Genomic DNA, 22,383 nt, shown 5'->3' on the forward strand with positions numbered 1-22,383 from the left:
CCGGCGCGGTCAGTGGGCGTGCCGGTGATGGTGCCGTGAACGGGCACGTGCCGGAGCGACGTCCTGCTCGGCCTGCTCGGGGCTCATGTTCAGATCGGCCTCGATCTCGGGCAGTGAGCGCCCGCGGGTCTCCGGCACCCGCAGCCACATGAACGCCAGTGAGGCGAGCGCGATCGCCGCGTACAGCCAGAACGTGGGCCCGCGCCCGATCGCGTCGAGCAGCGTCAGGTAGCTGATCGCCACCACGAAGTTCGCCAGCCAGTTCGCGATCCCCGCCACGGACATCGCGGCGCCGCGGATCCGCAGCGGATAGATCTCGGAGATCAGCAGCCAGAACACCGGCCCGAGCCCGATGGCGAACGAGCCGATGTAGACGCACAGCGCCACGATCGCCAGCATCGCCCGGGTGGAGCTGACGGTGCCCGGCTGGCCGACGAAGACCGCGCCGAGCACGACCAGGCCGAGCGTCATACCGGCCGTTCCGACCAGCAGCAGCGCCCGGCGGCCGACCTTGTCCAGCAGGGCGATGGCGAGCACGGTGAGCGCGACGTTGATGACGCCAACGATGACGGTGCCGCCGATCGCGGCGTGCTCGCCCAGCCCCGCCGACTCCAGCAGGGTCGGGGCATAGTAGATCACCGTGTTGACGCCGGTGATCTGCTGGATCACGGCGAGCGCCAGGCCGACGACCAGCGCCGGCCGGACCGCCCGGCTCAGGACGTCCCGGGTGCCTGCCCGTTCCGCCGAGACGTCGCGCAGCTCCCGGATCTCGCCCTCGATGTCGTCCCCGGCGTCGCGGGCGCGGGCCAGGACCCGGCGTGCCTCCTCGTCCCGGTCCTTCTCGACGAGCCAGGCGGGGCTCTCGGGCTGGCGCAGCATGCCCAGGCCGAGGAGCACCGACGGGACGAGCGCGATGGCGATCATCCAGCGCCAGTGGCCGGACGAGGTGAGGAAGTAGGCGATGAGCTGGCTGGCCAGGATGCCGATGGTGATCGACAGCTGGTTCAGTGACACCAGGGCGCCGCGGACATCCGGCGGCGCGATCTCACCGATGTACAGCGGCACGACCACCGACGCCGACCCGACCCCCAGCCCGATGACCACGCGGAACGTGACCAGGGAGATGGCCTCCGGGGCGAGCGAGGCTCCCAGGATGCCGACGACGAAGACCACCGCGGTGATCAGGATCAGGCGCCGCCGCCCCAGCCGGTCGGACAGCCGGCCGGCGAGCAGCGCACCCGCCGCCGCACCGAGCAGCAGCGACGATGTGATGACGCCCTTGAGGAACGGGCTGTCCCAGTCGAAGTCCTGGGCGATCAGGGGCAGGGCGCCGCCGATCACGCCGGTGTCATAGCCGAACAGCAGACCACCGAGCCCGGCGAACAGTGCCGCTCTCGTCACGAACGGGTTCCGCCCGCGCCCCGCCGTCCTCTGCCACGCCGTGGCGACTCCGTTCGTCATCACAACCTCCGGGCCTGCCTCCGAGGAACGGACCCAGACGTACCCACGCCTCGCCCCGGAGTGCCCCGAAGCTTCCAGACCGCCGGAAACAGGCGACGGTACCGGGTGACATCGGCACCGACCTGGGCAGGAACAGCACACCTGACGTGTGCCGCGCGTGCATGTTCGCCGACCCCGAGCGGAGTGATCCCGTGCCCGTGACCAAGGTCCTGTCCGTTGTCCCCGTGGCTGACTTCGCGGCGTCCACCGCCTGGTACGAGCGGTTCTTCGGCCGGCCCGCCGACGCGCTCCCGATGCCGGGGCTGGCGGACTGGCACGTCACGGAGGACGCCTGGGTGCAGGTCTTCCGCGATGCGGACCGCGCCGGGCAGTCGGCCCTGAACTTCGCCGTCGACGATCTCGGGGCGGAAACCGCGATCCTGGCCGGCCGCGGTGTCAGGGTGGGTGAGGCCACCACGACGACCAAGAACGCGAAGCTGGCGTCGGTAGCCGATCCCGACGGCAACACCATCACGCTGATCGAGAACCCGTCGGTCTGAGTGATCAGCCCCGTGCGGTGGTGCGGCCTGCCAGGAACTGGGCGGCGAGGCGTTTCGGGGCACGGGTGAGCCAGGCCTCGACGAGGATCTCCTGGAGGTCCGCGACGGTGATCCGGTCCAGCCGGGCCAGCACGGCGGGATAGCCGTCGAAGTGCGGCGTCGTGAAGAACACTCCTGGGTCGTCGGCGAGCAGTGCCTCCCGGACGCCGATGTCCGCCACCCTGACACCGAGGATCGGCCCGCCCGGGGCGGCATCGCCGAGCGCGGCGAGGTCCGCCCGGCGCAGCGGCCGTTCCCAGACAAAGTTCTTCGCCCGCACCCGCCACGAACGCTGGCCGTACGACAGCCCTTCGTCCGTCTCCGGCAACGCGAGCGCGAGCCGCCGGACGTCATCCCAGGTCGCCATGCCCTGCACCGTAGCGTCGGGACCGACGCCGCGACCGCCCCGACGACATCGGCACGCCGCCGCCCGCCGCCCGCCGCTCGCAGGCGGCGCTGTGATCGGCTTCGCGGCGCTGGCGCGGCATCACACGCCCGTGCACAGGGCATGGTCGACCAGATCCCACGCCGCCTGGCGGACGGGCGGTTCGGCGGTGATGTTGACCGAGACGACGGCTGACGTCGCGCCGTTGTCGCTGACCGCCCCCACCGTGCTGAACCCGGGCACGTCGCCGCCATGCGTCCAGACGCCTCCGCCGCAGCTCAGCGGCCTCCAGCCGAGGCCGAGGCCGTACCTGCCGCCCGCCGACTCGCCCGTTGCCGTTGCCGTTGCCGGCGACGACACCGGGCAGCCGCCGCTCGACCGGGTCGTCCCGGCTCGCCCGTTTCCAGGCGCGTCACCGACCGTAGGAAGGGTGGCTCGGCCGCACGATCCGGTTTCCAGCCGGTTCCTGGTGCGGATTTCCGCAGGGTCCCGCTGCGGGCAGCCCGGGCAGCCCGGGCAGCGGGAGAACGGAGGCTGGCGAGGGAGCCCGGTGGGTGCCGGCTGGGGTTGCGTACCATCCTCGGGCGATGCGGAACCGCTCGGAGGTATGCGCCACCCGATGGCGCTGACAGGGAGGGGTCTCGGTGGCTGACGCCGATGACGTGCGTCGGTTGGCGCTGGGTCTGCCGAACGTCGTGGAGGTCGAGAGCGAAGGCTTTGACTTCCGGGTGGGGGACAGGGGATTCGTCTGGTCCTATCCCGAGCGCACGCCGGGAAAGCCGCGGGTGATCCGGACCGACATCGCGGTGCTGTACGTCGGCGACGAGGCGGAGAAACAGGCGCTCCTGCTCGGCGAGCCCGACCTCTTCTTCACCGCCCCGGGCTATGGCGGCACGCCCCTCGTGATGGTGCGCCTGGCGAGGCTGAAGGTCGACCGCCTGCGGGAGCTCGTCACCGACGCGTGGCGGATGCGTGCCCCGGAACCGCTCGTCGGCAGCCTCGACGGGGCTGGCGCCGACGACTCGTCCGACATCAGCTTCGGCTGAACCCGGTACAGGGCGGGCAGTCCGGCGAGAGTACCGACGCCGGCTATGGGCTATGGGCTACGGGTTACGGACCATGGGTCACGGATCCCGGTTGCGAGGCCGTGGGCAGCAGTGGGACGACGAGCCCGCGGTTCAGCACGGCCTCGACCGCGAGGGTGCGGTAGCCCGCGTCGTCGAACAGGACGGTGAAGCGGTCACCGTCGACGCTGACAACCTGACCGGCGCCCCAGCGCTCGTGCCGCACCCGGGTGCCCGCCTCGAACGGCGCGGGCTGCCCGCCCTCACCCTCGGTGCTCCCGGCGGAAGCCCGGTCGCCGTCCGGCCCGGCGGCAGGCGCGTCCCGCCCGTCGCAGGTGTCGCAGGCGCCGCAGCCGGCCGGCTCGAAGCGGTCGACCGGCTCCCCGAAGTAGGACAGCAGGAACCGCCGGCGGCAGCCGCGGGTTTCGGCGTAGCCCCGGATCATGTCGACACGGGAGCGGTCGAACGTCCGCCGCACCTCGGCCCGTTCCATCGCCCTCGCCACCGCGACCTCTGGTTCGGGTGCGTCCGGAGGGGCCGCCACCGTGCCGTCGCCGCGTACCGTCAGGGCGCCGGCCTCCGCGAGCGGGTCGACCAGACGGGCCAGTGCCGAGTCACGCAGCCCGGCCTCCCTGGCCAGGCGTGGCATCGTGACCGGTTCCTCGGCGTGCGCGATCAGGACGGCGACCCGGCGCAGGTCCGCCGGATCGGGTGGGCCGGCGACGAGGAAGCGCCGCAGGCCCAGGTCCTGCGGCCGGAAGAACAGGCAGGCCAGCGCCGGCTGGCCGTCCCGGCCGGCCCGGCCGATCTCCTGCATGTAGGAGTCGACGGAGTCGGGGACGTCGGCGTGCGCGACGAAGCGGACGTCCGGCTTGTCGATGCCCATCCCGAACGCGGTGGTGGCGACGATGACCTCGCAGCGGCCGGCGTGGAAGTCCTCCTCCGTCTCCCGGCGCAGACCGGCGGCGAGCCCGGCATGGTAGGGCCGGGCGTGCAGGCCGAGGTCGGCGAGCTCCGTGGCGATCTCCTCGGTGGCTCGCCGGGTCGCCGCGTAGACGATGCCGGGTTTGGCCTGTGTCGCCGCGTACTCGACGAGTGCCGCGCGCTTGTCGCCGTCCTCGACGAAGGTGCGAACGGCCAGGTGGATGTTGGGCCGGTCGAACCCCTGCACGATCTCGGCCGGTTCCCGCATCCGCAGCCGTTCGGCGATCTCGCGGCGCACCGGTGGTGCGGCGGTCGCCGTGAGCGCGACCACCGTCGGATGGCCGAGATCCTCGATGACCTCACCCAGGCGCAGGTAGTCCGGTCGGAAGTCATGGCCCCACGCCGAGATGCAGTGTGCTTCGTCAATGACGATGAGCGACGGCGCAGCCTCTCGTAACAGCTTCCGGATGCGCGGCCTGGCGAGCTGCTCGGGTGCCAGGAACAGGAACTCGCTGTTGCCGCAGCGGATCGCGTCGAACGCCTCGGCGACGGCCTTGGCGCTGACCTGCGAGTTCGCCATCACTGCTGTGCTGTCGGAGGCAGGCGCGTCCGTCGACGGCGGCCCGTCGTGTGCACGGGCCTTGTCGAGCCGCGCGGTCAGCCCGCGCACCTGGTCCCGCTGCAGCGCGATCAGCGGTGAGACGACGACGGTCGGCCCCTCGAGTAACAGGGCAGGAATCTGGTAGACGGCCGACTTGCCCGCCCCGGTCGGCAGCACGCACAGCGTGTCACGACGCTCGAGGATCGCCCGCATCGCCGCGCGCTGGCCGGGCCGCAGAGCGTCGAAACCGAACGCCGCGGAGGCCACCGCGGAGAGCAGATCGTCTGCCTCGTCAGGCCCGCTGGGCTCGGCGAGCCCGTCAGGCCGGTCAGACCGGTCGGCGCCGTCTGGTCCCTCGGGCTCGGCAGCCGCGCCGAGGAGGCCGGACCCGTCGACGTCGACGTCGACGGGCGCCGTGGGAACGACCGGCGCTGACCCGCTGCCCGCCGCCGGCCCGCTGCCCGGCACTGGGTCGCTGCCCGGCGCCTTCGCCGGCTGCCGTGGAAGCACCCGACTGCCGGGCCGACGATCGAGGAGGCGACCGAAGGTCTCCCAGGGATGTGCCAGAAAAGTCCGCATTGCTCAGGCGTGTACCCCGGCGGACGCCCCTTCACGCGAAGGTTTCACGCGAAGGTCGTGTCCTCCGCCGGGCACGGCGCGGTACCGGGGCCCGGTCCGCGCCGGACAGGGGACCCGGGCCGGGATTGGGGCTAGGATCGAAGAGAGTAAGCGCTCGCGAACTAGCGCTGGCGCCGTCGACCATCAGGAGCGCACGATGCCGAGACCGACCTGGCAGCTGCTCGCGGACCCGGAACCGCAGGAGCGCAGCTTCTCGATCGTCTCGGTGGATGATCACCTCACCGAGCCCCCCGACGTCTTCGCCCGGCGGTTCCCGGCGAGGCTTCGTGACCAGGCGCCTCAGGTGATCACGACGCCGGACGGGTCGGAGGCCTGGCTCTACCGCGACCGGCTCTACCGCGACAACGGGATGAGTGTCGTCGCCGGGCGCCCCAAGTCCGAGTGGAACCTCGACCCGCTGAACTTCGACGAGATGCGCCGGTCCGCCTGGGACGTCCACGCCCGCGTGCGGGACATGGATCTCGACGGCGTCTGGGCATCGCTGTGCTTCCCGTCCGGGGCGTGGGGCTTCACCGGCCGGGTGCTGTCGATGAACCGGGACGAGGAGGTCGGCCTCGCCGCGGTCCGGGCGTGGAACAGCTGGATGCTGGAGGAGTGGCACGGCGCCTACCCGGAGCGCTTCATCCCGATGCAGCTGCCCTGGTTCCGGGACCCGAAGGTCGCCGCGCAGGAGATCCGCCGCAACGCCGAGCTCGGCTTCACGTCGGTGTCGTTCCTCGAGTCACCGCACCTGCTGAAGCTTCCGCCGATCACCGACCTGAAGCACTGGGAGCCGTTCTTCAGGGCCTGCGAGGAAACCGACACTGTCATCTCGCTGCACTGCGGCGCAAGCGGTTTCGTCCTCCAGGGCTCGCCCGGTGGCGGCCTCAACGTCCAGACATCGCTGTTCCCCGCCGGGGCGTTCTGCGCCGCCGTCGACTGGGTGTGGGCGGGCATTCCGGCCCTCTACCCGAATCTCAGGATCGCCCTGAGCGAGGGCGGCATCGGCTGGGTGCCGATGGCGATCAACCGCCTCGACTACGTCCTCGAGCATTCCGGTGGCGGCGGTACGCCGTGGGCATACGACGTCACACCGAGTGAGGCTCTGCGTCGCAACTTCTACTTCTGCATGCTGGACGACCCCGGCACGCTCGACCAGCGTCACCTGATCGGCATCGACCACATCCTGTTCGAGACGGACTTCCCGCACGCCGACTCGACCTGGCCGGGCTCCCAGGACCTGCTGCGCAAGCGCTTCGCGGACATCCCTCGGCACGAGGCCGTGATGATCGCCGGTGGCAATGCGGCCAGGCTGTTCCGGCACCCGCTGCCAGGCGGCGACTGGCCGGCGATCACTCCGTAACCCTGCGAGGACCGCGGGCGACGGTGGTGCCCAGGCTGGCTCCCGCAGGGCCGCGAGTGGCATCATCCCGCCCGGACCCGGACCCGGACCCGGACCCGGACCCGGACCCGGACCCGGACCCGGACCCGGTCCGCCGGGCCTGCAGACCCGCCGGACCGTGGAGACCGTAATCCGTCGGTAAGACCGACAACCGGCCGACCCGGGGAATTGATCTTCCGTTAAATGCATGTAGGTAGCAACCACATGCCTGGCCCCCGATCGCCGGCAAGATCTTCTATTGTCGGCGGAACTCCTCGATGAGCGGCGGCTGGATCTGGGTACTTGTTTTCCTTCCCGGGATCACTATCCTGAAGCGCCCGAGGCGAGCGGGAACGGGTCGCCCTCGGTATGGCACCGGCGGTGGGGTGTACAGACCGCTTTCGGGGTTCGACGGCGATCCTCGGCGGCAACGTGACCTCCGCGGCCAGAGGGGGATCTCGCGTGGTGCGTGCGCGATGCGGGCGGCGGACACGGTTGACGGTCCGATGGTCGGGTGATGCGGGCGGCTGGCCTGCGGCAGTTGATGATCTTGTCGGTATATGTTGACGTCGACGTCGAAGGTTGAGAGTATGCGCACACTCGTAGCGAGGGTGGGCCTGGCAAATCCAGGGCGGCCTCGCGGAAGCAACCTGCCCCGGCGAGGATGTCTTCGCGTGGCTGATAGCGCCACGGCCCAGATGATTCCGACAACTTTGAGGTGAAGGTATATGCGGTCCAGGGTTGTCCTCCCACGCGACCGGTCGACGCGGTCGCGGCGGCGGTCGGCTAGGGCGCTCTTAGCATGCCCGTTAGCCCTGCTCATGTTCGCTGCTGCGTGTAGTTCGGATGACGGAGATACGCCCACCACGGTGGACCCGACCGCGGCCGCCGACGCGCTCGGGCCGGTCGACAACGCCACCGGCGAGCCCGTCCTGATCGGGATCATCTCGGACGGGAAGTCCGCCGCCATCGACAACTCCGTGCAGTTCGCCGTCGCGGACGCCACGGTCAAGTACCTGAACGAGCACCGCGGCGGTATCGGCGGCCGGCCCGTCGAGATCGTGAAGTGCGAGACGCAGGCGGACCCGGCCAGGGGCGCCGACTGCGGGAACCAGATGGTGGAGAGAGACGTCGTCGCGGTTGCGGTCGGCGAGTCCGCGGTTGCCGAGGGTGTATGGCAGCCGTTGGCTGACGCGGACATACCGACGATGTTCTTCGGTGCCGGCAGCCCGGCGATTCTTTCGGACCCGACGAGCTTCACCGTGGGTGACCCGAACTTCGCGACGCTGCAGCTTCCCATCAACCTGGCGACGGACGAGGGCCTCGACAAGGTGACGTCGATCGTCATCGACGTGCCGGCCGCGCTGCACAGCGCGGAGGAGGTCGCCCCCGGCCTGATGCGGGAGGCCGGCCTCGAGTACGAGCTCATCCGGGTCGCCCCGGGCACGGCCGACATGACGCCGCAGCTGCAGGGTGTCGATCCCGGTGTCGTGTTCATCATCGGTAACGACTCGTTCTGCATCAGCGCGATCAACGGCCTGCAGGCGGTCGGGTACGACGGCAAGGTCAGCGCCATCTCGCAGTGCATCACGGACGCCACCCGCAAGGCGGTGCCCGGAAACGTGCTGGAGGGCATGGTCATCGGCGCCTCCGTCCCCGTCGGCGGGGACGATCCGTCCAGCCTCCTCTACAACGCGGTGATCGAGACCTACGGGAGTGACATCGACACCGGCTCCTCCGCGGGCCGGGGCATGTTCGTCACGTTCGCCGGCCTCGCGGCGTCACTTGAGGACATCTCGGGTGAGATCACCCCGGCTACCGTCACCGCCGCCATCAAGGCGATGCCGGAGAAGGAACTGCCCGGCGCCGCCGGCCTGAAGTTCCGGTGCAACGGCAAGGCCTACCCGGAATCCCCGGCATCCTGCGTGCGGGGTGGGTTGACGACGACTCTCGATGGCGACGGTCAGCCCAGCGAGTTCAAGGTGCTCGGGAACTCTTCGATCCCGGATTGATGATCGAGAACTGAACCGGCCGCCGAGGAATCTCCTCGGCGGCGGGTTCGGCACCTCCGCTCGGCGTCCCTCCCGCCGGAAGTGCCGAACCAGCCCCATGGCTCGCAGGAATGATCCGGAAGATGCCGGGAGATCGTCATGGAACATGTAGGTTCGCTGCTTCTCGGTCTCGGGAACGGCGGGGTATTCGCGGCGCTGGGTCTCGCCCTCGTACTGACCTATCGGAGCTCGGGAGTCATCAACTTCGCGACCGGGGCGGTCGCGCTTTACGTCGCCTATTCCTACGCGTTCTTACGTGATGGCGAACTACTCGTCCTGATACCCGGCCTGCCCGCGTCGGTCGAGATCGGCGGGTCGTGGCCGCTGGCACCGGCGGCTGCGCTGTCACTGCTGTTCGGGGCACTCCTGGGCGCGTTGCTGTACGTGGCGGTGTTCCGACCGCTGCGTGAGGCTCCCCAGCTGGCCCGGGCGGTGGCGTCGCTGGGTGTTCTGGTGGTCATCCAGTCGGTCATGGCGATCCGGCTCGGCACCTCACCGGTCAGCGTCGAGGCGATCTTCCCGGCGGAACGGTGGGACTTCGGTGGCGCGAGGGTGCTGTCCGACCGGTTCTATCTGGTCGTCGCCGTGGTGGCCCTGACGCTGGTGCTGGCCGCCGTCTACCGCTTCACCCGGTTCGGGCTGCTGACGAGGGCGGTGGCGGAGTCCCAGACCGGTGCCTACGTCAGCGGTGTGTCCCCGGACCGGATCGCCCTGTTCAACTGGATGATCAGTGGTGTGACGGCTGGTGCGGCCGGCATCCTGATCGCACCGCTGAGCCCGCTGTCCCCGACCACCTACACGCTGTTCGTGGTGCCGGCGCTCGCCGCCGCGGTGGTCGGCGGTTTCAAGAGCCTGGTGCCGACGGTGGTCGCCGGCATCGCCATCGGCATGGTCCAGTCGGAGGCCGCCGCGCTGGCCGCCGATGGCGCGTCCTGGCTGCCGAGGAGCGGCTCGCAGGAACTCGTTCCGCTGGTGGTGATCCTGCTGGCCCTGCTCGTCACCGGACGGGGCCTGGCGGTCCGGGGCGGACTGGTCCGGCAGCCGCTGGGTCGGGCCCCCCGGCCACGGTCCCTGCTGATGCCCACGATTCTCGGTACCGGCGTGGGTGTGCTCGGCCTGCTGGTCACCAGCGGGACCTGGCGCAGCGCGGTCATCGGAACGTTCATCGCCGCGATCATCGGTCTGTCGCTCGTCGTCGTGACCGGCTACGCCGGGCAGGTGTCACTGGCCCAGCTCGCGCTGGCCGGCAGCGCCGCCTTCACACTGAGTGGCCTCACCCAGAGCTGGCACATCCCGTTCCCGTTCGCGCCACTGCTGGCCGCGCTCGTGGCGACGGTGCTGGGTGTGGTGATCGGACTACCCGCGCTGCGACTGAAGGGTCTGACTCTCGGCATCGTCACCCTCGCGCTGGCCTACACGATCGAAGCCGTGTGGTTCCGCAACACGCAGATCGTCGACAGCCAGGGGGCCCGGGTCACCCAGCCGGAGATCTTCGGTCTTGACCTCAGCATCGGCACCGGCCATGCTTTCCCACGGATTCCCTTCGGCCTGCTCTGCCTGGGGGTCCTGGTGGCCGTGGCCTGGGGTGTCGCCCGGCTGCGCACCAGCTCGCTGGGCTCGGCCATGCTCGCTGTCCGCGCGAACGAGCAGTCGGCCGCCGGCATCGGCATCAACGTCGTCGCCGTCAAGGTCGCCAGTTTCGCCATCGCGTCCTTCATCGCGGGCCTGGGTGGAAGCCTGCTGGCCTACCGGCGTGATGTCGTCACCTTCGACTCGTTCACGGCGCTCGGCGGGCTCGCCCTGCTGTCGACCGCGTACCTCGCCGGCGTCACCTCCGTCTACGGCGGCATCCTCGCCGGAGTGATGGCGTCCTCCGGCATCACCTTCATCGCGATGGACCGCTGGGTCCATCTCGGCGACTGGTTCCCGGTCATCACCGGTGTCGCCCTCCTCGTCGCCCTCATCGGCCACCCGGAAGGCCTCGCCAGCGGTGGCCACCAGCTCGCCGACCGCATCGACCGACTACGCCATCGCCGTCGGCCGGCTCCAAGCTCGGCGGACGGGACCAGGGCGATCACGCCCGAGTCCGCAACTCCCGCCGCGGCGGCCACCGGCACCTCCGCGGGCACCGGCACCTCCGCGGCCACCGCCACCGACCAGGCAGCGGCCCCGGCCGCGGTACCCGCGCAACCGGGGGCCACGGTGCTCGACGTCACCGGGCTCACGGTTCGTTACGGCGGCGTGACGGCTGTCTCCGAGGTCTCGCTGCGGGTTGCCGCCGGCCAGATCGTCGGTCTGATCGGACCGAACGGCGCCGGCAAGACCAGCGTGATCGACGCGACGACCGGGTTCACCCGGGCCTCAGGCACCATCAAGCTCGGCGGCGACAACGTCGAGGGACTCCCGACGCACACCCGGGTACGGCGCGGCCTCGCCCGCACGTTCCAGTCCCTGGAGCTCTACGACGACCTCACCGTCGAGGAGAACGTCCGCGCGGCGTTGTTCGGCGCGAGCGCCGACGAACGCCACCGCGCCCTGGCGGCCGCACTCGACCTCGTCGGCCTTGCCGACCGGGCCGACCGGCACGCCGACGAACTGAGCCAGGGCGAACGCCAGCTGGTCTCCATCGCCCGGGCCTGCGCGACCAAGCCCCGGGCCCTGCTCCTCGACGAACCGGCCGCCGGGCTCGACACCACCGAGACGGTGTGGCTCGGCGAGCGCATCCGCTCGATCAGTCGCACGGGAGTGGGAATCGTTCTCGTCGACCACGACGTCTCCCTCGTGCTGTCGGTGTGCGACTACATCTACGTCCTCGACTTCGGCAAGGTGATCGCCGAGGGCGACCCGGCAGCGATCCGTGCCGACCGCGCGGTCGCCGACGCCTACCTGGGCTCCGTGCACGACTCCTCGGTCGACGCGGCACCGCCGGCGGGCGATGTGGAGGACGTCGAGGAGACGTCCCCGGGCATCGTGGCGCCGGCGCCACTGACGAAGGGAGCAGGGGAGACATCCGCGGAGGCGGCGGCGCAGGTGCCACCGTCGAAGGCGGAGACGACGACCCCCCCCACCGCGGAGGCCGCTCCGGCCGCCGCGACCACATCCTCGGCGGTGACCACATGACCACCCGGCTGGAATGTGCCGACCTCAGCGGCGGGAGAGGCAGCACCACCGCCTTCCGGAACCTCGACCTCACGGTTGAGGCCAGCTCCGTACTGGCGCTGCTGGGACCGAACGGCGCCGGCAAGACGACGCTGCTGCTGACCCTGGCCGGCCTGCTGCCGGCACAGAAGGGCACCGTCAGCGTCGACGGGAAGCGGCTGCGTAACGGCCGACCCGCCACGGCGAACGCGGCCGGCGTGGTACTCGTCCCCGACAACCGCTGCCTGTTCACCTCGCTGTCCGTCGAGGAGAACATCAAGGTCGCGGCCCGTCGCAACGGCCCGAAGGCGAAAAGCCTCCTCGAGACCTTTCCGGCGCTCGAGAAGCGGTGGCACCTGCCGGCGGGGGCGCTCTCCGGCGGCGAACAGCAGATGCTGGTCATGGCGCGGGCCCTGATCCAGCAGCCCCGGGTGCTGCTGATCGACGAGCTCAGCATGGGTCTGGCCCCCCTGATCGTCGAGGACCTGTTCAGCACCGTCAGCCGCATCGCCGCCGACCATCAGTGCGCGGTGATCCTGGTCGAGCAGCACGTCAACCTCGCCCTCGAGGTCGCCGACACCGCAGCCGTCCTCAACCGGGGCAGCATCGTGCTGCGGGGATCGGCCAGCGAACTGGCCGCCGCCCCCGAACTCCTGGAAGGCGCCTACCTCGGCATCAGCGAGGAGGAGGCTGCGTAGGCAGTCGCCTCACCCGGCCCGGCCCGGCCTCGCCCCGATCCCGCAACCGCGGGATCGGGGCGAGGCCGGCGGTCGTTGTCACCTACCGCCTGGCCTTCGACCTGGCCGGCGGGTAGTCCGCCCAGATGTGAAAACCCAGTCCGATTCCCCAGGCCAGTATCGACCACAGCGGCCAGAAGAAATGGTCCGGGGTTGTGAGGGCCCACACCAGGACCTGGGCGAGATTGGCCAGCAAATAGCAGGAAACGTGAATCCGAAGGCCCCACGCAAGCTGGCCTTCGGTTTTGTTCGCTCTCATTGTCGCAGGTTAGATCGACGTACTTGATGGCGACTGAACTTTCTGTGAATCCGCTGTCGGCGTGCATCCGGAATCGTTTAGTGCCCGTCAAGTGCCCGGTTCTACGCTGATCCCCGATCGCAGCTGCCAGCTGCGGGAACAGCGGAAACCGGAAGGGTCAACACCGATGATGAGCACCCGTCGAACACTGCTGGTCGGATCCACCGCGGCGGCCGCCGCGACCGCGACCGCGGCCGTGCTCGGATCGACTGCGGCGCAGGCACACACCCGGCCTGACGACAGGCAGAAACCCACCGTGGTTCTCGTCCACGGCCAGTTCGCCGACGCCTCCGGCTGGAACGACGTCGCCGCCCGGCTCATCCGCGACGGCTACCCGGTCGTCGCCCCGCCGAACCCACTGCGCGGCGTTGCCGCCGACTCCGCCTACCTGGCCAGCTTTCTCGCCACCCTGAGCGGCCCGCTCGTCCTCGCCGCGCACTCCTACGGCGGAATCGTCGTGACGAATGCCGCGACCGGCAACGCCAACGTGACGGCCCTGGTCTACGTGGCCGCGTTCGTGCCCGATCAGGGCGAGACGCTGCTGGGCCTGCAGACGAAGTACCCGGGAAGCAGGCTCGGTGAGGCGGCGCTGGACTTCCGTCCCTACAGCGGGGGCGTCGACGGGTACATCAGGAAGGAGGTCTTCCGCGATGTGTTCGCCGGCGACGTCCCGAAGGCGACCACCGACCTGATGTGGGCCGGCCAGCGGCCGAGCGACGTGCGCACGCTGCAGGAGCCGTCCGGGGCCCCGGCCTGGAAGACCATCCCCTCCTGGTACCTCGTCGCCCGCAACGACAACGTCCTTCCCGCCGCGGCGCAGCGGTTCATGGCACAGCGGGCCGGCGCGCGCACCGTCGAGGCCCATGCCTCGCACGTCGCGATGATCTCGCAGCCCGGGGCGACGGTCGACCTCATCAGGCGCGCCGCGCGCTGACGAAGGCGGGACGATGCATCAGCGCGCATTCGAAGGCCAGTGCACCGCCGAGGAAGGGCGGCACACGACCGCGGACACGCCCATCAGGAATCCGACCCCGACATTGTTCGCACTGGCGCTCGGTACCTTCGCGATCGGCACCGGCGAGTTCGGCAGCAACGGCATCATCCAGCTGTTCGCATCCGATCTGGACGTGTCGATCCCGGTCGCGACGCATGCGATCACCGCGTACGCCCTCGGCGTGGTGATCGGCTCGCCGGCGATCATTCTGCTTGCCGCCCGAGTCAACAGACGCACTCTGCTGCTCGGCCTGATCGTGCTTTTCCTGCTCGGTAACGGGCTCTCCGCCGTGGCGCCGGACATCGCGCTGCTGGTCGTCTTCCGGTTCGTCGCCGGCAGCGTGCAGGGTGCGTTCTTCGGCGCCGGGGCCGTCGTCGCCGCGTATGTGTACGGCCCGGGCAGGGGCGGCAGGGCGTTCGCGACGGTGATGGGCGGGCTCACCGTCGCGACCATCGCCGGGTCGCCGCTCGGCACCCTCATCGGCCAGAACGCCGGCTGGCGGGCCATGTACTGGACCGTGGTCGCCCTCGGCCTGATCGCCGGCGCCGCCCTGGTGACCTGGCTGCCGCGCACCGACGACCTGCGGGGCGGCTCCGTCACGAACGAGCTCGGTGGCCTGCGCCAGCGCAACGTCTGGGTGATGGTCGTCGTCGCGGCGCTCGGCATCTCGAGCATCTTCGCCGTCTACACGTTCGTCGGTCCGTTCGTCACCGACGCGGCGCGGCAGGACAGGTCTTTCATCCCCCTCGCGCTCGCCGTCTTCGGGCTCGGTATGGCGGTGGGGAACCATCTCGGCGGACGTGCCGCCGACCGGTACGAGAACCGTGGCCTGATCTGGGGCTATGGCGGTGTTCTCGGGCTCCTGGTGCTGATCGGCGTGGCCGGCGACAATCTGGTGGTTCTGCTGCCCTGCCTGTTCGGCGTCGGCGCAACAATGATGTTCGCGATCCCTACCATCCAGGTCCGGCTGACCGGCTTCGCGCCAGGTGCCCCAACTCTGATGGGGGCACTGAACCTGGCCGCCCTGAACCTGGCCAACTCACTCGGCGCGATCGGCGGGGCGGTCACCCTCGACGCCGGCTGGGGAACCCTGTCCACCGTCTGGGCCGGCTTCGTCCTCACCGCGGCCGGTCTGCTTCTGTACGCCACCACCATCGCCCGAATCAGGGCGGCGCCGATGGCCGCTCCAGCCTGAGCGGATCGGCAGCCTGAGCGGATCGGAGCCCGAGTAGCTCGCCCGCCGCGGCCAGCTTCTGCCGAACCCCAGGTAGAGGCCGTCTGGTCGTGGCGCGGACGGGGGGGGTGGGCCTCGCGTCGGAGGGTCCGGCGGCAATAGCGTGCGGGTGGTGAACCGGCCATCCGCCCCGTCGCCGCCGCCCGCCGAGCCCTCCTCCGCCGGCCACGGCATGGGGGGTGGGGCGCTGGGGCGGGCCGGCGGGCTCGCCGCCGTGGCCTACGCGTTCACCCTCGCCATGGCCAGCACTACTCTGCCGACCCCGCTCTATCCGGGCTACCGCGCCGAGTTCGGGTTCTCGCAGCTGACCATCACGATCATCTTCGCCACCTACGCGGTCGGGGTGATCATCGCGTTGCTGGCCTTCGGCCGGCTGTCCGACCGGGTCGGCCGGCGCCCCGTCCTGCTGGCGGGTCTGGGTGCCGCGGTGGCGAGCGCGCTGATGTTCCTGTTCGCCGGTGGGCTGCCCGCGCTGCTGGCAGGTCGGCTGCTCTCCGGCCTGTCCGCGGGGATCTTCACCGGGACCGCGACAGCCACCCTCGTCGACCTCGCCCCACCGCGGAACGCGGGCCGGGCCACCCTCGTGCCCACGATCGCGAACATGGGCGGTCTGGGCCTGGGCCCGCTGCTCGCCGGCATCATCGCCCGCTATGGTCCGGACCCGCTGCAGCTGACCTACGTCATCAACCTCGCCCTGCTGGTTCCGGCGGTGCTGGGCGTGCTGTTGGCCCCCGAGACGGTGTCCCGGCCTGCCCGGCCTGCCCGGCCTGCCCGGCCTGCCCGGCCTGCCCGGCTGCTCTCGCGGCCGCGGGTGCCGCCCGCCGCCCGGGCGGTGTTCGTGCGGGCGGCCCTCGCCGGTTTCGCCGGTTTCGCCGTCCTCGGCCTGTTCACCGCGGTCGGCCCGGCCTTCCTCGCCCAGACGCTGGACGAGCACAACCCGCTGCTCACCGGTCTGGTCGTCGCCGCCGTGTTCGCCGGCTCGGCGCTCGGCCAGGTGCTCGCCCGCCGCACCGGGCACGCCGTCGGGCTGCCGGCCGGCTGCGCGGCGCTCGTGGTCGGCGTCGCGCTGGTCGGCGGCGCGATCGCCGCCCCGTCCCTTCCGCTGCTCGTCGCGGGTGGCGTGGTGGCTGGCACCGGGCAGGGCCTCAGCTTCGCCTCGGGCCTCGGTGGGCTGCTGGCCGCCGCGCCGCCACCCGCCCGTGCCGAGACCTCGTCGGCCTTCTTCGTCGTCGCCTATGTCGCGATCTCGCTGCCGGTCGTCGGTGTCGGGGTGCTGGCCGAACTGACGACGCTGCGCCTCGCCGGGCTCGTGTTCGTCACCGTCGTCGGTCTGCTCGCCCTGACGGCGCTCGCCCTGCTGCGGCGAGGCCGCGGCGCCGCCGGGGCCTCCTGACCGGCCGGAACCGACAGCGCTCAGGTGCAGGCGCCGTCGATCTTCATCTGGAGGATCTCCTCCTCGGTCCGGCCGAGCTCACGCAGCAGATCGTCGGTGTGCTCGGCGAACAGCGGGCCCCGCCGGGTCTCCGGCGGCGTCTCGTCGAACTGGACCGGATTGGTCACCAGCCGCCGCTGGTTTCCGGCGACGTCGACCACCGGGACGAGGTAGCCGTTGGCGGACATCTGCGGGTCGTCGAGAATGTCGAGAGGGCCCTGGACCGGCGCCCACTGGCCCTGCAGAGTCTGCAGATGCTCCACCCAGAACGCATACGACTGGGCCCTGAAGGCCTCGGCAACCAGCGCGCCGGCCGCGGGACCGTTGGCCATCAGCTTCTCGGCGGTGTTGAACCGCTCGTCATCAATGAGTTCGTCGAGGCCGAGATGCCGGCAGAGGTCGGGGAAGTACCGGAACGACTGCATGATGGTCAGGTTGATCCAGCGCCCGTCGGACGTCTTGTAGCTGCCGACAGTCGGATTGCTGATCCGGCTCATCATGTCGTTGATGCGCTCGCCCGGGTTGTCTGGGCCCAGGAGATCGGCGTTGCCCACCTCCAGCGCGAACGCCCAGGCACCCACGCTCATCAGCGACACGTCGACGACGCTCGGCTCCCCGGTCTGGGCCCGACCGACCAGCGCCGCGGCGATGCCACCGGCGATCGCCATGCCGCCCGTCGTGTCGCCGTACGCGCCGGCAGGCATCGTGATCAGGCGGTCGCTGTCGGTCGGGGTGACGCCCCAGGCGCTCCCCATCCGGCACCAGAACGAGGATCCGTCGAACCCGCCCCGCTCGGCCCACGGGCCGCGCTGCCCGTGGGCGCTGCCGCGGACGTAGACGATGTTCGGATTCGCCTTGCGGATGTCCTCGACGTCCAGCCGCAGGCGCCGGCGTGCATCGGGCAGGAAGTTGGTCAGGAACACGTCGGCGTCGCGGCAGAGATCCATCAGGACCTCGTACGCGGCCGGCTGCTCCAGGGCGAGCCCGATACTCTTCTTGCCGCGGTTGGGATGGTCCATCACCGGGTGCCACGAGTCGGCCCTGGGCTGACTGCGCATTCCTCGCTGGGCGTCACCCATCTCGGCATGTTCGACCTTGATGACCTCGGCACCCCACTCGGTCAGCACCGCGCCGGCGGCGGGAGTGAAGGTGAACTGGGCAACCTCGACCATCTTGATGCCGGTGAGTGGTTTGTGCACGGTTCCTGCGCTTTCTCTCGACGCCCGAACGCGGTGAACTTCTCGGTGCTCACAACCCGATATTCAGGCCCACTTTTTAGACTGAGTCTAACTATGGGTCGAGAGCTGTCAAGGTCGGAACCATGATCCGCCGCTGCTCCCCGCTGCTCCCCGCCGTCAGGCCAGGGTGGCCTCGTTGCAGACGGAGGTGCCGACGATCACGTTCTGGGGACCGCCGAGCAGGCTGATCGACAGCGCGTCGACCGTCAGGGTGCCGTCCGCCGCGACGGTCCGCTGGGTGAGGGTCACCGTGCCCAGGCCGCCGGCCAGGTTCAGGGTCGTGCCCGGGGCCGGGTCCGGCTCGATCGGTGTCTCCGTTCCGAGCGGCACGAGCGCTCCGTCCGGGATGTCGGCGTCGCCGCTGACCGCTCCGGTGGAGGGGCCGTAGGAGCAGGTCGACTCGAGGACACCCACGTTGGGGGCAAGGAGCGTCGACGGGGCGACGGAGAGGCTGCTGACCGACGCGCGTGCGCTGGTGGCAAGGGGGCTGAGGGGGATGAGCCCGGTCGCCTGGAGGCCGACTGCTGTGTTCGGTGCCGCCGCGGAGGCGGGCGACAGGTGCGCGAGTGTCAGGCCGCCGACGGCGGCGAGAACATCAGCGCACCGGGCCGCGCGTTGTGTCCAGATTTTCGTGAAGGCTCCCTTCCGCACGTGTCAGGAACGGTCCACCACGGCAGGAGAGGGTCGACCGAAAGCATTTTCGGGGCCTACGTCGAGAACTGTCGTGACTTTGTTCCCGGGCAGAAGGTAGCGTGCGTCCGACCAGAACAAGGGCCTCCTGTCACGGGGTGGAGTTTCATCGCCGAAGGCCAGAAAATGCCTTGAACCTGTGACAGGGCACGACATCGGGACCACGCGTCGGCGGGAACCGGGCCCGGATCCCGCACCCGGAACGCCGGATGGGGCTGGGTGCCGGTGCAGGTGAGGGCGGATGGGGCCGATCGGTCGGGGCTGGGGTGTGTGTGGCGGCGGTAGACGGGTAGGCGGAGTGAGCGGCACTGTCCGCGGGTCCGGTCTGGTCTGCGTCTGCGCAGGTCACCGGTCCGGACGACGCGCGCCTGGCCACCGCCTGGCTCGGCGGGCGGCGGCGGGCCCTCCAGCCGGAGTCGGGGGACGGGCGGTGGGTTCGACCCGAGAATCGTGATGGCGGCAGGATGAGGAGTTTGCGGTGACAACACAGGAGCGTCGTCCGACTACCACCGATGCTGGGATCCCCGTCGCCAGCGACGAACATTCGCTGAGTGTCGGCCCGGACGGTCCGCTGCTGCTCCAGGACCATTATCTGATCGAGCAGATGGCGAACTTCAACCGGGAACGCATTCCGGAGCGCCAACCGCATGCCAAGGGCGGCGGAGCGTTCGGGGCGTTCGAGGTGACGCAGGATGTCAGTGCCTTCACGCGGGCGGCGGTGTTCCAGCCGGGGGCGACCACAGACGTGCTGATCCGGTTCTCCACCGTGGCGGGGGAGCGGGGCAGCCCGGACACCTGGCGTGACCCGCGCGGGTTCGCGGTGAAGTTCTACACGCCCGACGGCAACCTGGACATCGTCGGCAACAACACGCCGGTGTTCTTCGTCAGGGACCCGATGAAGTTCCAGCACTTCATCCGGTCGCAGAAGCGCCGCTCGGACAACAACCTGCGCGACCACGACATGCAGTGGGATTTCTGGACGCTCTCACCGGAATCCGCCCACCAGGTGACCTGGCTGATGGGGGACCGCGGCATCCCGCGGACCTGGCGGCACATGAACGGCTACTCCAGCCACACCTACATGTGGATCAACGCGGCGGGTGAGCGCTTCTGGGTGAAGTACCACTTCAAGACCGACCAGGGTGTCGAGTGCTTCACGCAGGACGAAGCCGACCAGATGGCCGCGATCGACACCGACTACCACCAGCGTGACCTGTACGAGCACATCCGCGACGGGGAGTTCCCGAGCTGGACGCTCAAGATGCAGATCATGCCGTTCGACGAGGCGAAGTCCTACCGCTTCAACCCGTTCGACCTGACCAAGGTGTGGCCGCACAGCGACTACCCGTTGCAGGAGGTCGGCCGCCTCACGCTGAACCGGAACATCTCGGACTACCACACCGAGATGGAGCAGGCCGCCTTCGAGCCGAACAACCTCGTCGCCGGCACCGGTCTGTCGCCGGACAAGATGCTGCTGGCCCGCGGGTTCAGTTACGCCGACGCCCACCGCGCCCGGCTCGGGGTGAACTACAAGCAGATCCCGGTGAACTCGGCGAAGGTGCCTGTCCACAGCTATTCCAAGGACGGCGCGATGCGGGTACAGAACGTCTCCGACCCGGTGTACGCGCCGAACTCCTACGGCGGCCCGGCGGCGCAGCCGGAACTGACCGACGACGGTGGCCACTGGTACGCCGACGGCGAGATGGTCCGGACCGCGTACACCCCGCGCCGTGACGACGATGACTGGGGCCAGGCCGGCACGATGGTCCGGGAGGTCCTCGACGACGCGGCCCGCGCCCGGCTCGTCGAGAACATCGCCGGCCACCTGCTCAACGGCGTGAGCGAGCCGGTTCTGCTGCGTGCGTTCCAGTACTGGCGCAACGTCGACAAGGACCTCGGTGGCCACGTCGAGGAGATGGTGCGCGCGAAGCAGTCCGAGGTCGACCCGAAGGCCGCGAAGCAGGCCAACCCGGCGCGTTCCAGCGCTCAGGCGAAGGCCTGACACCGTCCCGAAAGCCCGTGTTTCGTGTGCGCCCCAGGCCTCGGAAGGCCTGGGGCCCGGGGCGCACAGCCTGGTCATGCCCGTCCAGCCACATGGCGCGGTTCCCCGGGTACGGAAACCGTGACGGTCTGCGTCCAGCACGCGGGCGGCGTGTGCTGGATCATCGACGATCTACGTGCTATCTCCATGGTCAACTCTGTGCTGGACCACCTCCGGATGGCCCGCTACCGGAAGAATCATCCGGCTGACGATGTATCCCCTCGTCGGCCGGGAACGTCACGGTGATCCAGCCGCGCCGTCGCTGGCCGACCGGATCCTCGACGACGGAGCCGACGCGTTCGTGGATCCTCCCATCGGCTGGGACCTCCACACCTATGTGACCGAGGCGCTGAGCAGCGGGTGGCCGGAGGCGCTGCGAAGCGAAGCCGACCGGGCACGCGACCGTTGGTTGACCGGCTACGTCGACCATCTCGCGACCCGCGAGGCCCCGGCGCTCGGCGTCGTCCGTGACCCGTTGCGGCTGCGCAGGTACCTCCAGGCGATCGCCGCCAACACCGCCGGAGTGCCGGCCCACAAGCTGCTCTACGACTCGGCGGGCATCGGCCGCGAAGCCGCTCGCCGATCGCGCGGGCCAGCCCGCCGCCGGTCACGGCCTCCCGGAGGGAACCGAGCAGGTAGGGCAGGGCGACCGCGTCGAGGAGGACGAACGCCACAGCGATGGTGACCGTCGCGCGGGGGATGCGTTCGGAGTTGATCTGGCTGAGCGCGGTGAGAGCGTAGAGGGCCGTGCCGACGAGCAGCGCGAACGCGGCCGTGTAACGGCCCATTGACGCAGCGCGCCGACCAGGCGCGGGGACATGCCCTGCACCGTCTGCACCACCACGGTGATCGCGGTGACGATGAACCCCGAGAGCGTGATCATGGCTCCGGCGATCGCCGCCAGCGTGGCCTGGGCGGTGGACGCCTGGTACTCGAGCCCGATCCGGGGCAGGCGCGGTTCCCAGTGCGGGACCGCCCAGCCCAGGACCGTCCCGCCGGCGATGATCGCGCCCGCGACGACGCGGGTGCGCCAGCGGTGCCCCAGCCCGCGGTAGCGCTGCCGCGGCGGCCGGCACCACTCGTACTCCGGCGCGGGGCTGTCCGTCATCGTGCCGCGAGGACGAGGAGCAGGAGGGCGATCAGGATGGTCGTGGCGATGACCAGGCTGACGATCGTCGGGCCGGCCACGCTCGTCCCGGTGGTGAAGGACCCTTCGTCGATCTCACGGTTGACGCGGCGGTAACGGCCGGTCGCGTACCAGAGTCCGGCCCCGCCGAGGAGGGCGAGGATCGCCCCCGCCGCCAGCGACGGCGCGGTCGTGACGTCGTCGAACGCGGCGAAGGCGAGCCCGAGTGCCATCACGTTGACGGACGTGCGCAACCACGCCAGGAACGTCCGTTCGTTGGCAAGGTGATCGCGGGCCCGCGAGCCGGCGGCCGCCCCGCCCGCGTTGCTCGGCCCGCCGGCCGGGGCTGGAGCGGCAGGATCCTGCGGCTGTCGCTTATACACATCCGCGCC

The 22,383-nt window shown here is 70.4% G+C and carries 20 protein-coding genes; 11 read left to right on the forward strand and 9 right to left on the reverse strand.

Going from position 1 to position 22,383, the window contains the following annotated elements:
• Positions 1–9: 9 nt before the first annotated feature.
• Positions 10–1,461 carry a sugar porter family MFS transporter gene (locus AB1460_RS22210; protein ID WP_368963815.1) on the reverse strand — a complete coding sequence of 484 codons (1,452 nt, stop codon included), beginning with the start codon at positions 1,459–1,461 and terminating at the stop codon, positions 10–12.
• Positions 1,462–1,652: 191 nt separating this feature from the next.
• On the opposite strand from AB1460_RS22210, the gene AB1460_RS22215 reads away from it, so the two are divergent.
• Positions 1,653–2,000, forward strand: coding sequence for a VOC family protein (locus tag AB1460_RS22215; RefSeq protein WP_368963816.1), 348 nt, complete (start codon positions 1,653–1,655; stop codon positions 1,998–2,000).
• A 4-nt stretch (positions 2,001–2,004) separates the two neighbouring features.
• Here AB1460_RS22215 and AB1460_RS22220 read toward each other — a convergent pair whose 3' ends face one another.
• Both AB1460_RS22220 and AB1460_RS22225 read right to left on the reverse strand, forming a co-directional pair.
• Entirely contained in the window at positions 2,005–2,406 is a 402-nt protein-coding gene (locus AB1460_RS22220; protein ID WP_368963817.1) for an MmcQ/YjbR family DNA-binding protein, read from the reverse strand.
• 120 nt (positions 2,407–2,526) lie between these two features.
• Positions 2,527–2,667, reverse strand: a complete 141-nt coding sequence (locus AB1460_RS22225; protein WP_368963819.1) for a hypothetical protein — start codon at positions 2,665–2,667, stop codon at positions 2,527–2,529.
• A gap of 401 nt (positions 2,668–3,068) precedes the next feature.
• Here AB1460_RS22225 and AB1460_RS22230 point away from each other — a divergent pair, with 401 nt between their 5' ends.
• Positions 3,069–3,470, forward strand: a complete 402-nt coding sequence (locus AB1460_RS22230) for an MmcQ/YjbR family DNA-binding protein (RefSeq protein WP_368963820.1) — start codon at positions 3,069–3,071, stop codon at positions 3,468–3,470.
• 64 nt (positions 3,471–3,534) lie between these two features.
• Here AB1460_RS22230 and AB1460_RS22235 read toward each other — a convergent pair whose 3' ends face one another.
• A complete protein-coding gene (locus tag AB1460_RS22235) occupies positions 3,535–5,481 on the reverse strand; it encodes a RecQ family ATP-dependent DNA helicase (protein ID WP_368963822.1) in 1,947 nt (648 codons plus the stop codon).
• Between the two features lie 307 nt (positions 5,482–5,788).
• Between AB1460_RS22235 and AB1460_RS22240 the strand changes: the two genes are divergently transcribed.
• The 4 genes from AB1460_RS22240 (at position 5,789) to AB1460_RS22255 (ending at position 12,899) form a co-directional block, all read left to right on the forward strand.
• A complete protein-coding gene (locus AB1460_RS22240) occupies positions 5,789–6,994 on the forward strand; it encodes an amidohydrolase family protein (protein WP_368963823.1) in 1,206 nt (401 codons plus the stop codon).
• An 887-nt stretch (positions 6,995–7,881) separates the two neighbouring features.
• Positions 7,882–9,024, forward strand: a complete 1,143-nt coding sequence (locus AB1460_RS22245; protein WP_368963825.1) for an ABC transporter substrate-binding protein — start codon at positions 7,882–7,884, stop codon at positions 9,022–9,024.
• Positions 9,025–9,162: 138 nt separating this feature from the next.
• On the forward strand, positions 9,163–12,183 hold the full coding sequence (locus AB1460_RS22250; protein ID WP_368963827.1) for an ABC transporter permease subunit: 3,021 nt from the start codon (positions 9,163–9,165) through the stop codon (positions 12,181–12,183).
• Positions 12,180–12,899 carry an ABC transporter ATP-binding protein gene (locus AB1460_RS22255; protein ID WP_368963828.1) on the forward strand — a complete coding sequence of 240 codons (720 nt, stop codon included), beginning with the start codon at positions 12,180–12,182 and terminating at the stop codon, positions 12,897–12,899. Before AB1460_RS22250 ends, AB1460_RS22255 begins: the two co-directional genes overlap by 4 nt.
• 82 nt (positions 12,900–12,981) lie before the next feature.
• On the opposite strand, the gene AB1460_RS22260 is transcribed toward AB1460_RS22255, so the two are convergent.
• Positions 12,982–13,197 (reverse strand): 2TM domain-containing protein, encoded by a 216-nt coding sequence (locus tag AB1460_RS22260; protein WP_368963829.1) that lies wholly within the window; start codon positions 13,195–13,197, stop codon positions 12,982–12,984.
• A 166-nt stretch (positions 13,198–13,363) separates the two neighbouring features.
• On the opposite strand from AB1460_RS22260, the gene AB1460_RS22265 reads away from it, so the two are divergent.
• The 3 genes from AB1460_RS22265 to AB1460_RS22275 all read left to right on the forward strand — a co-directional run bounded on the left by AB1460_RS22265 (position 13,364) and on the right by AB1460_RS22275 (position 16,857).
• Positions 13,364–14,170 carry an alpha/beta fold hydrolase gene (locus AB1460_RS22265; protein ID WP_368963830.1) on the forward strand — a complete coding sequence of 269 codons (807 nt, stop codon included), beginning with the start codon at positions 13,364–13,366 and terminating at the stop codon, positions 14,168–14,170.
• A gap of 13 nt (positions 14,171–14,183) precedes the next feature.
• Positions 14,184–15,425, forward strand: coding sequence for an MFS transporter (locus AB1460_RS22270; protein WP_368963832.1), 1,242 nt, complete (start codon positions 14,184–14,186; stop codon positions 15,423–15,425).
• Between the two features lie 211 nt (positions 15,426–15,636).
• Positions 15,637–16,857 carry an MFS transporter gene (locus AB1460_RS22275; RefSeq protein WP_420497339.1) on the forward strand — a complete coding sequence of 407 codons (1,221 nt, stop codon included), beginning with the start codon at positions 15,637–15,639 and terminating at the stop codon, positions 16,855–16,857.
• Positions 16,858–16,877: 20 nt separating this feature from the next.
• On the opposite strand, the gene AB1460_RS22280 is transcribed toward AB1460_RS22275, so the two are convergent.
• Both AB1460_RS22280 and AB1460_RS22285 read right to left on the reverse strand, forming a co-directional pair.
• Entirely contained in the window at positions 16,878–18,095 is a 1,218-nt protein-coding gene (locus tag AB1460_RS22280) for a CaiB/BaiF CoA transferase family protein (protein WP_368963835.1), read from the reverse strand.
• Positions 18,096–18,251: 156 nt separating this feature from the next.
• Positions 18,252–18,785, reverse strand: coding sequence for a hypothetical protein (locus tag AB1460_RS22285; protein ID WP_368963837.1), 534 nt, complete (start codon positions 18,783–18,785; stop codon positions 18,252–18,254).
• A 517-nt stretch (positions 18,786–19,302) separates the two neighbouring features.
• Between AB1460_RS22285 and AB1460_RS22290 the strand changes: the two genes are divergently transcribed.
• Positions 19,303–20,826, forward strand: coding sequence for a catalase (locus tag AB1460_RS22290; RefSeq protein WP_368963838.1), 1,524 nt, complete (start codon positions 19,303–19,305; stop codon positions 20,824–20,826).
• Positions 20,827–21,076: 250 nt separating this feature from the next.
• Entirely contained in the window at positions 21,077–21,550 is a 474-nt protein-coding gene (locus AB1460_RS22295) for a hypothetical protein (protein ID WP_368963843.1), read from the forward strand.
• On the opposite strand, the gene AB1460_RS22300 is transcribed toward AB1460_RS22295, so the two are convergent.
• Positions 21,473–21,973, reverse strand: a complete 501-nt coding sequence (locus tag AB1460_RS22300) for a DUF2254 family protein (protein ID WP_368963839.1) — start codon at positions 21,971–21,973, stop codon at positions 21,473–21,475. The genes AB1460_RS22295 and AB1460_RS22300 overlap by 78 nt on opposite strands.
• Positions 21,970–22,383 (reverse strand): YidH family protein (locus AB1460_RS22305; RefSeq protein ID WP_368963841.1); only part of this gene is annotated, 414 nt, incomplete at its 5' end. The genes AB1460_RS22305 and AB1460_RS22300, both read right to left, overlap by 4 nt.

Origin of the sequence: Parafrankia sp. FMc2, from assembly GCF_041008525.1 — a bacterium.
In the GTDB taxonomy this organism is placed as follows: Bacteria; Actinomycetota; Actinomycetes; order Frankiales; family Frankiaceae; genus Parafrankia.

Coding starts and splice junctions, on each gene's coding strand:
- AB1460_RS22250 (WP_368963827.1), top strand. CDS start 9,163: ATGGAACATGTAGGTTCGCTGCTTCTCGGTCTCGGGAACGGCGGGGTA.
- AB1460_RS22270 (WP_368963832.1), top strand. CDS start 14,184: ATGCATCAGCGCGCATTCGAAGGCCAGTGCACCGCCGAGGAAGGGCGG.
- AB1460_RS22295 (WP_368963843.1), top strand. CDS start 21,077: ATGTATCCCCTCGTCGGCCGGGAACGTCACGGTGATCCAGCCGCGCCG.
- AB1460_RS22260 (WP_368963829.1), bottom strand. CDS start 13,197: ATGAGAGCGAACAAAACCGAAGGCCAGCTTGCGTGGGGCCTTCGGATT.
- AB1460_RS22255 (WP_368963828.1), top strand. CDS start 12,180: ATGACCACCCGGCTGGAATGTGCCGACCTCAGCGGCGGGAGAGGCAGC.
- AB1460_RS22210 (WP_368963815.1), bottom strand. CDS start 1,461: ATGACGAACGGAGTCGCCACGGCGTGGCAGAGGACGGCGGGGCGCGGG.
- AB1460_RS22220 (WP_368963817.1), bottom strand. CDS start 2,406: ATGGCGACCTGGGATGACGTCCGGCGGCTCGCGCTCGCGTTGCCGGAG.
- AB1460_RS22265 (WP_368963830.1), top strand. CDS start 13,364: ATGATGAGCACCCGTCGAACACTGCTGGTCGGATCCACCGCGGCGGCC.
- AB1460_RS22275 (WP_420497339.1), top strand. CDS start 15,637: ATGGGGGGTGGGGCGCTGGGGCGGGCCGGCGGGCTCGCCGCCGTGGCC.
- AB1460_RS22300 (WP_368963839.1), bottom strand. CDS start 21,973: ATGACGGACAGCCCCGCGCCGGAGTACGAGTGGTGCCGGCCGCCGCGG.
- AB1460_RS22240 (WP_368963823.1), top strand. CDS start 5,789: ATGCCGAGACCGACCTGGCAGCTGCTCGCGGACCCGGAACCGCAGGAG.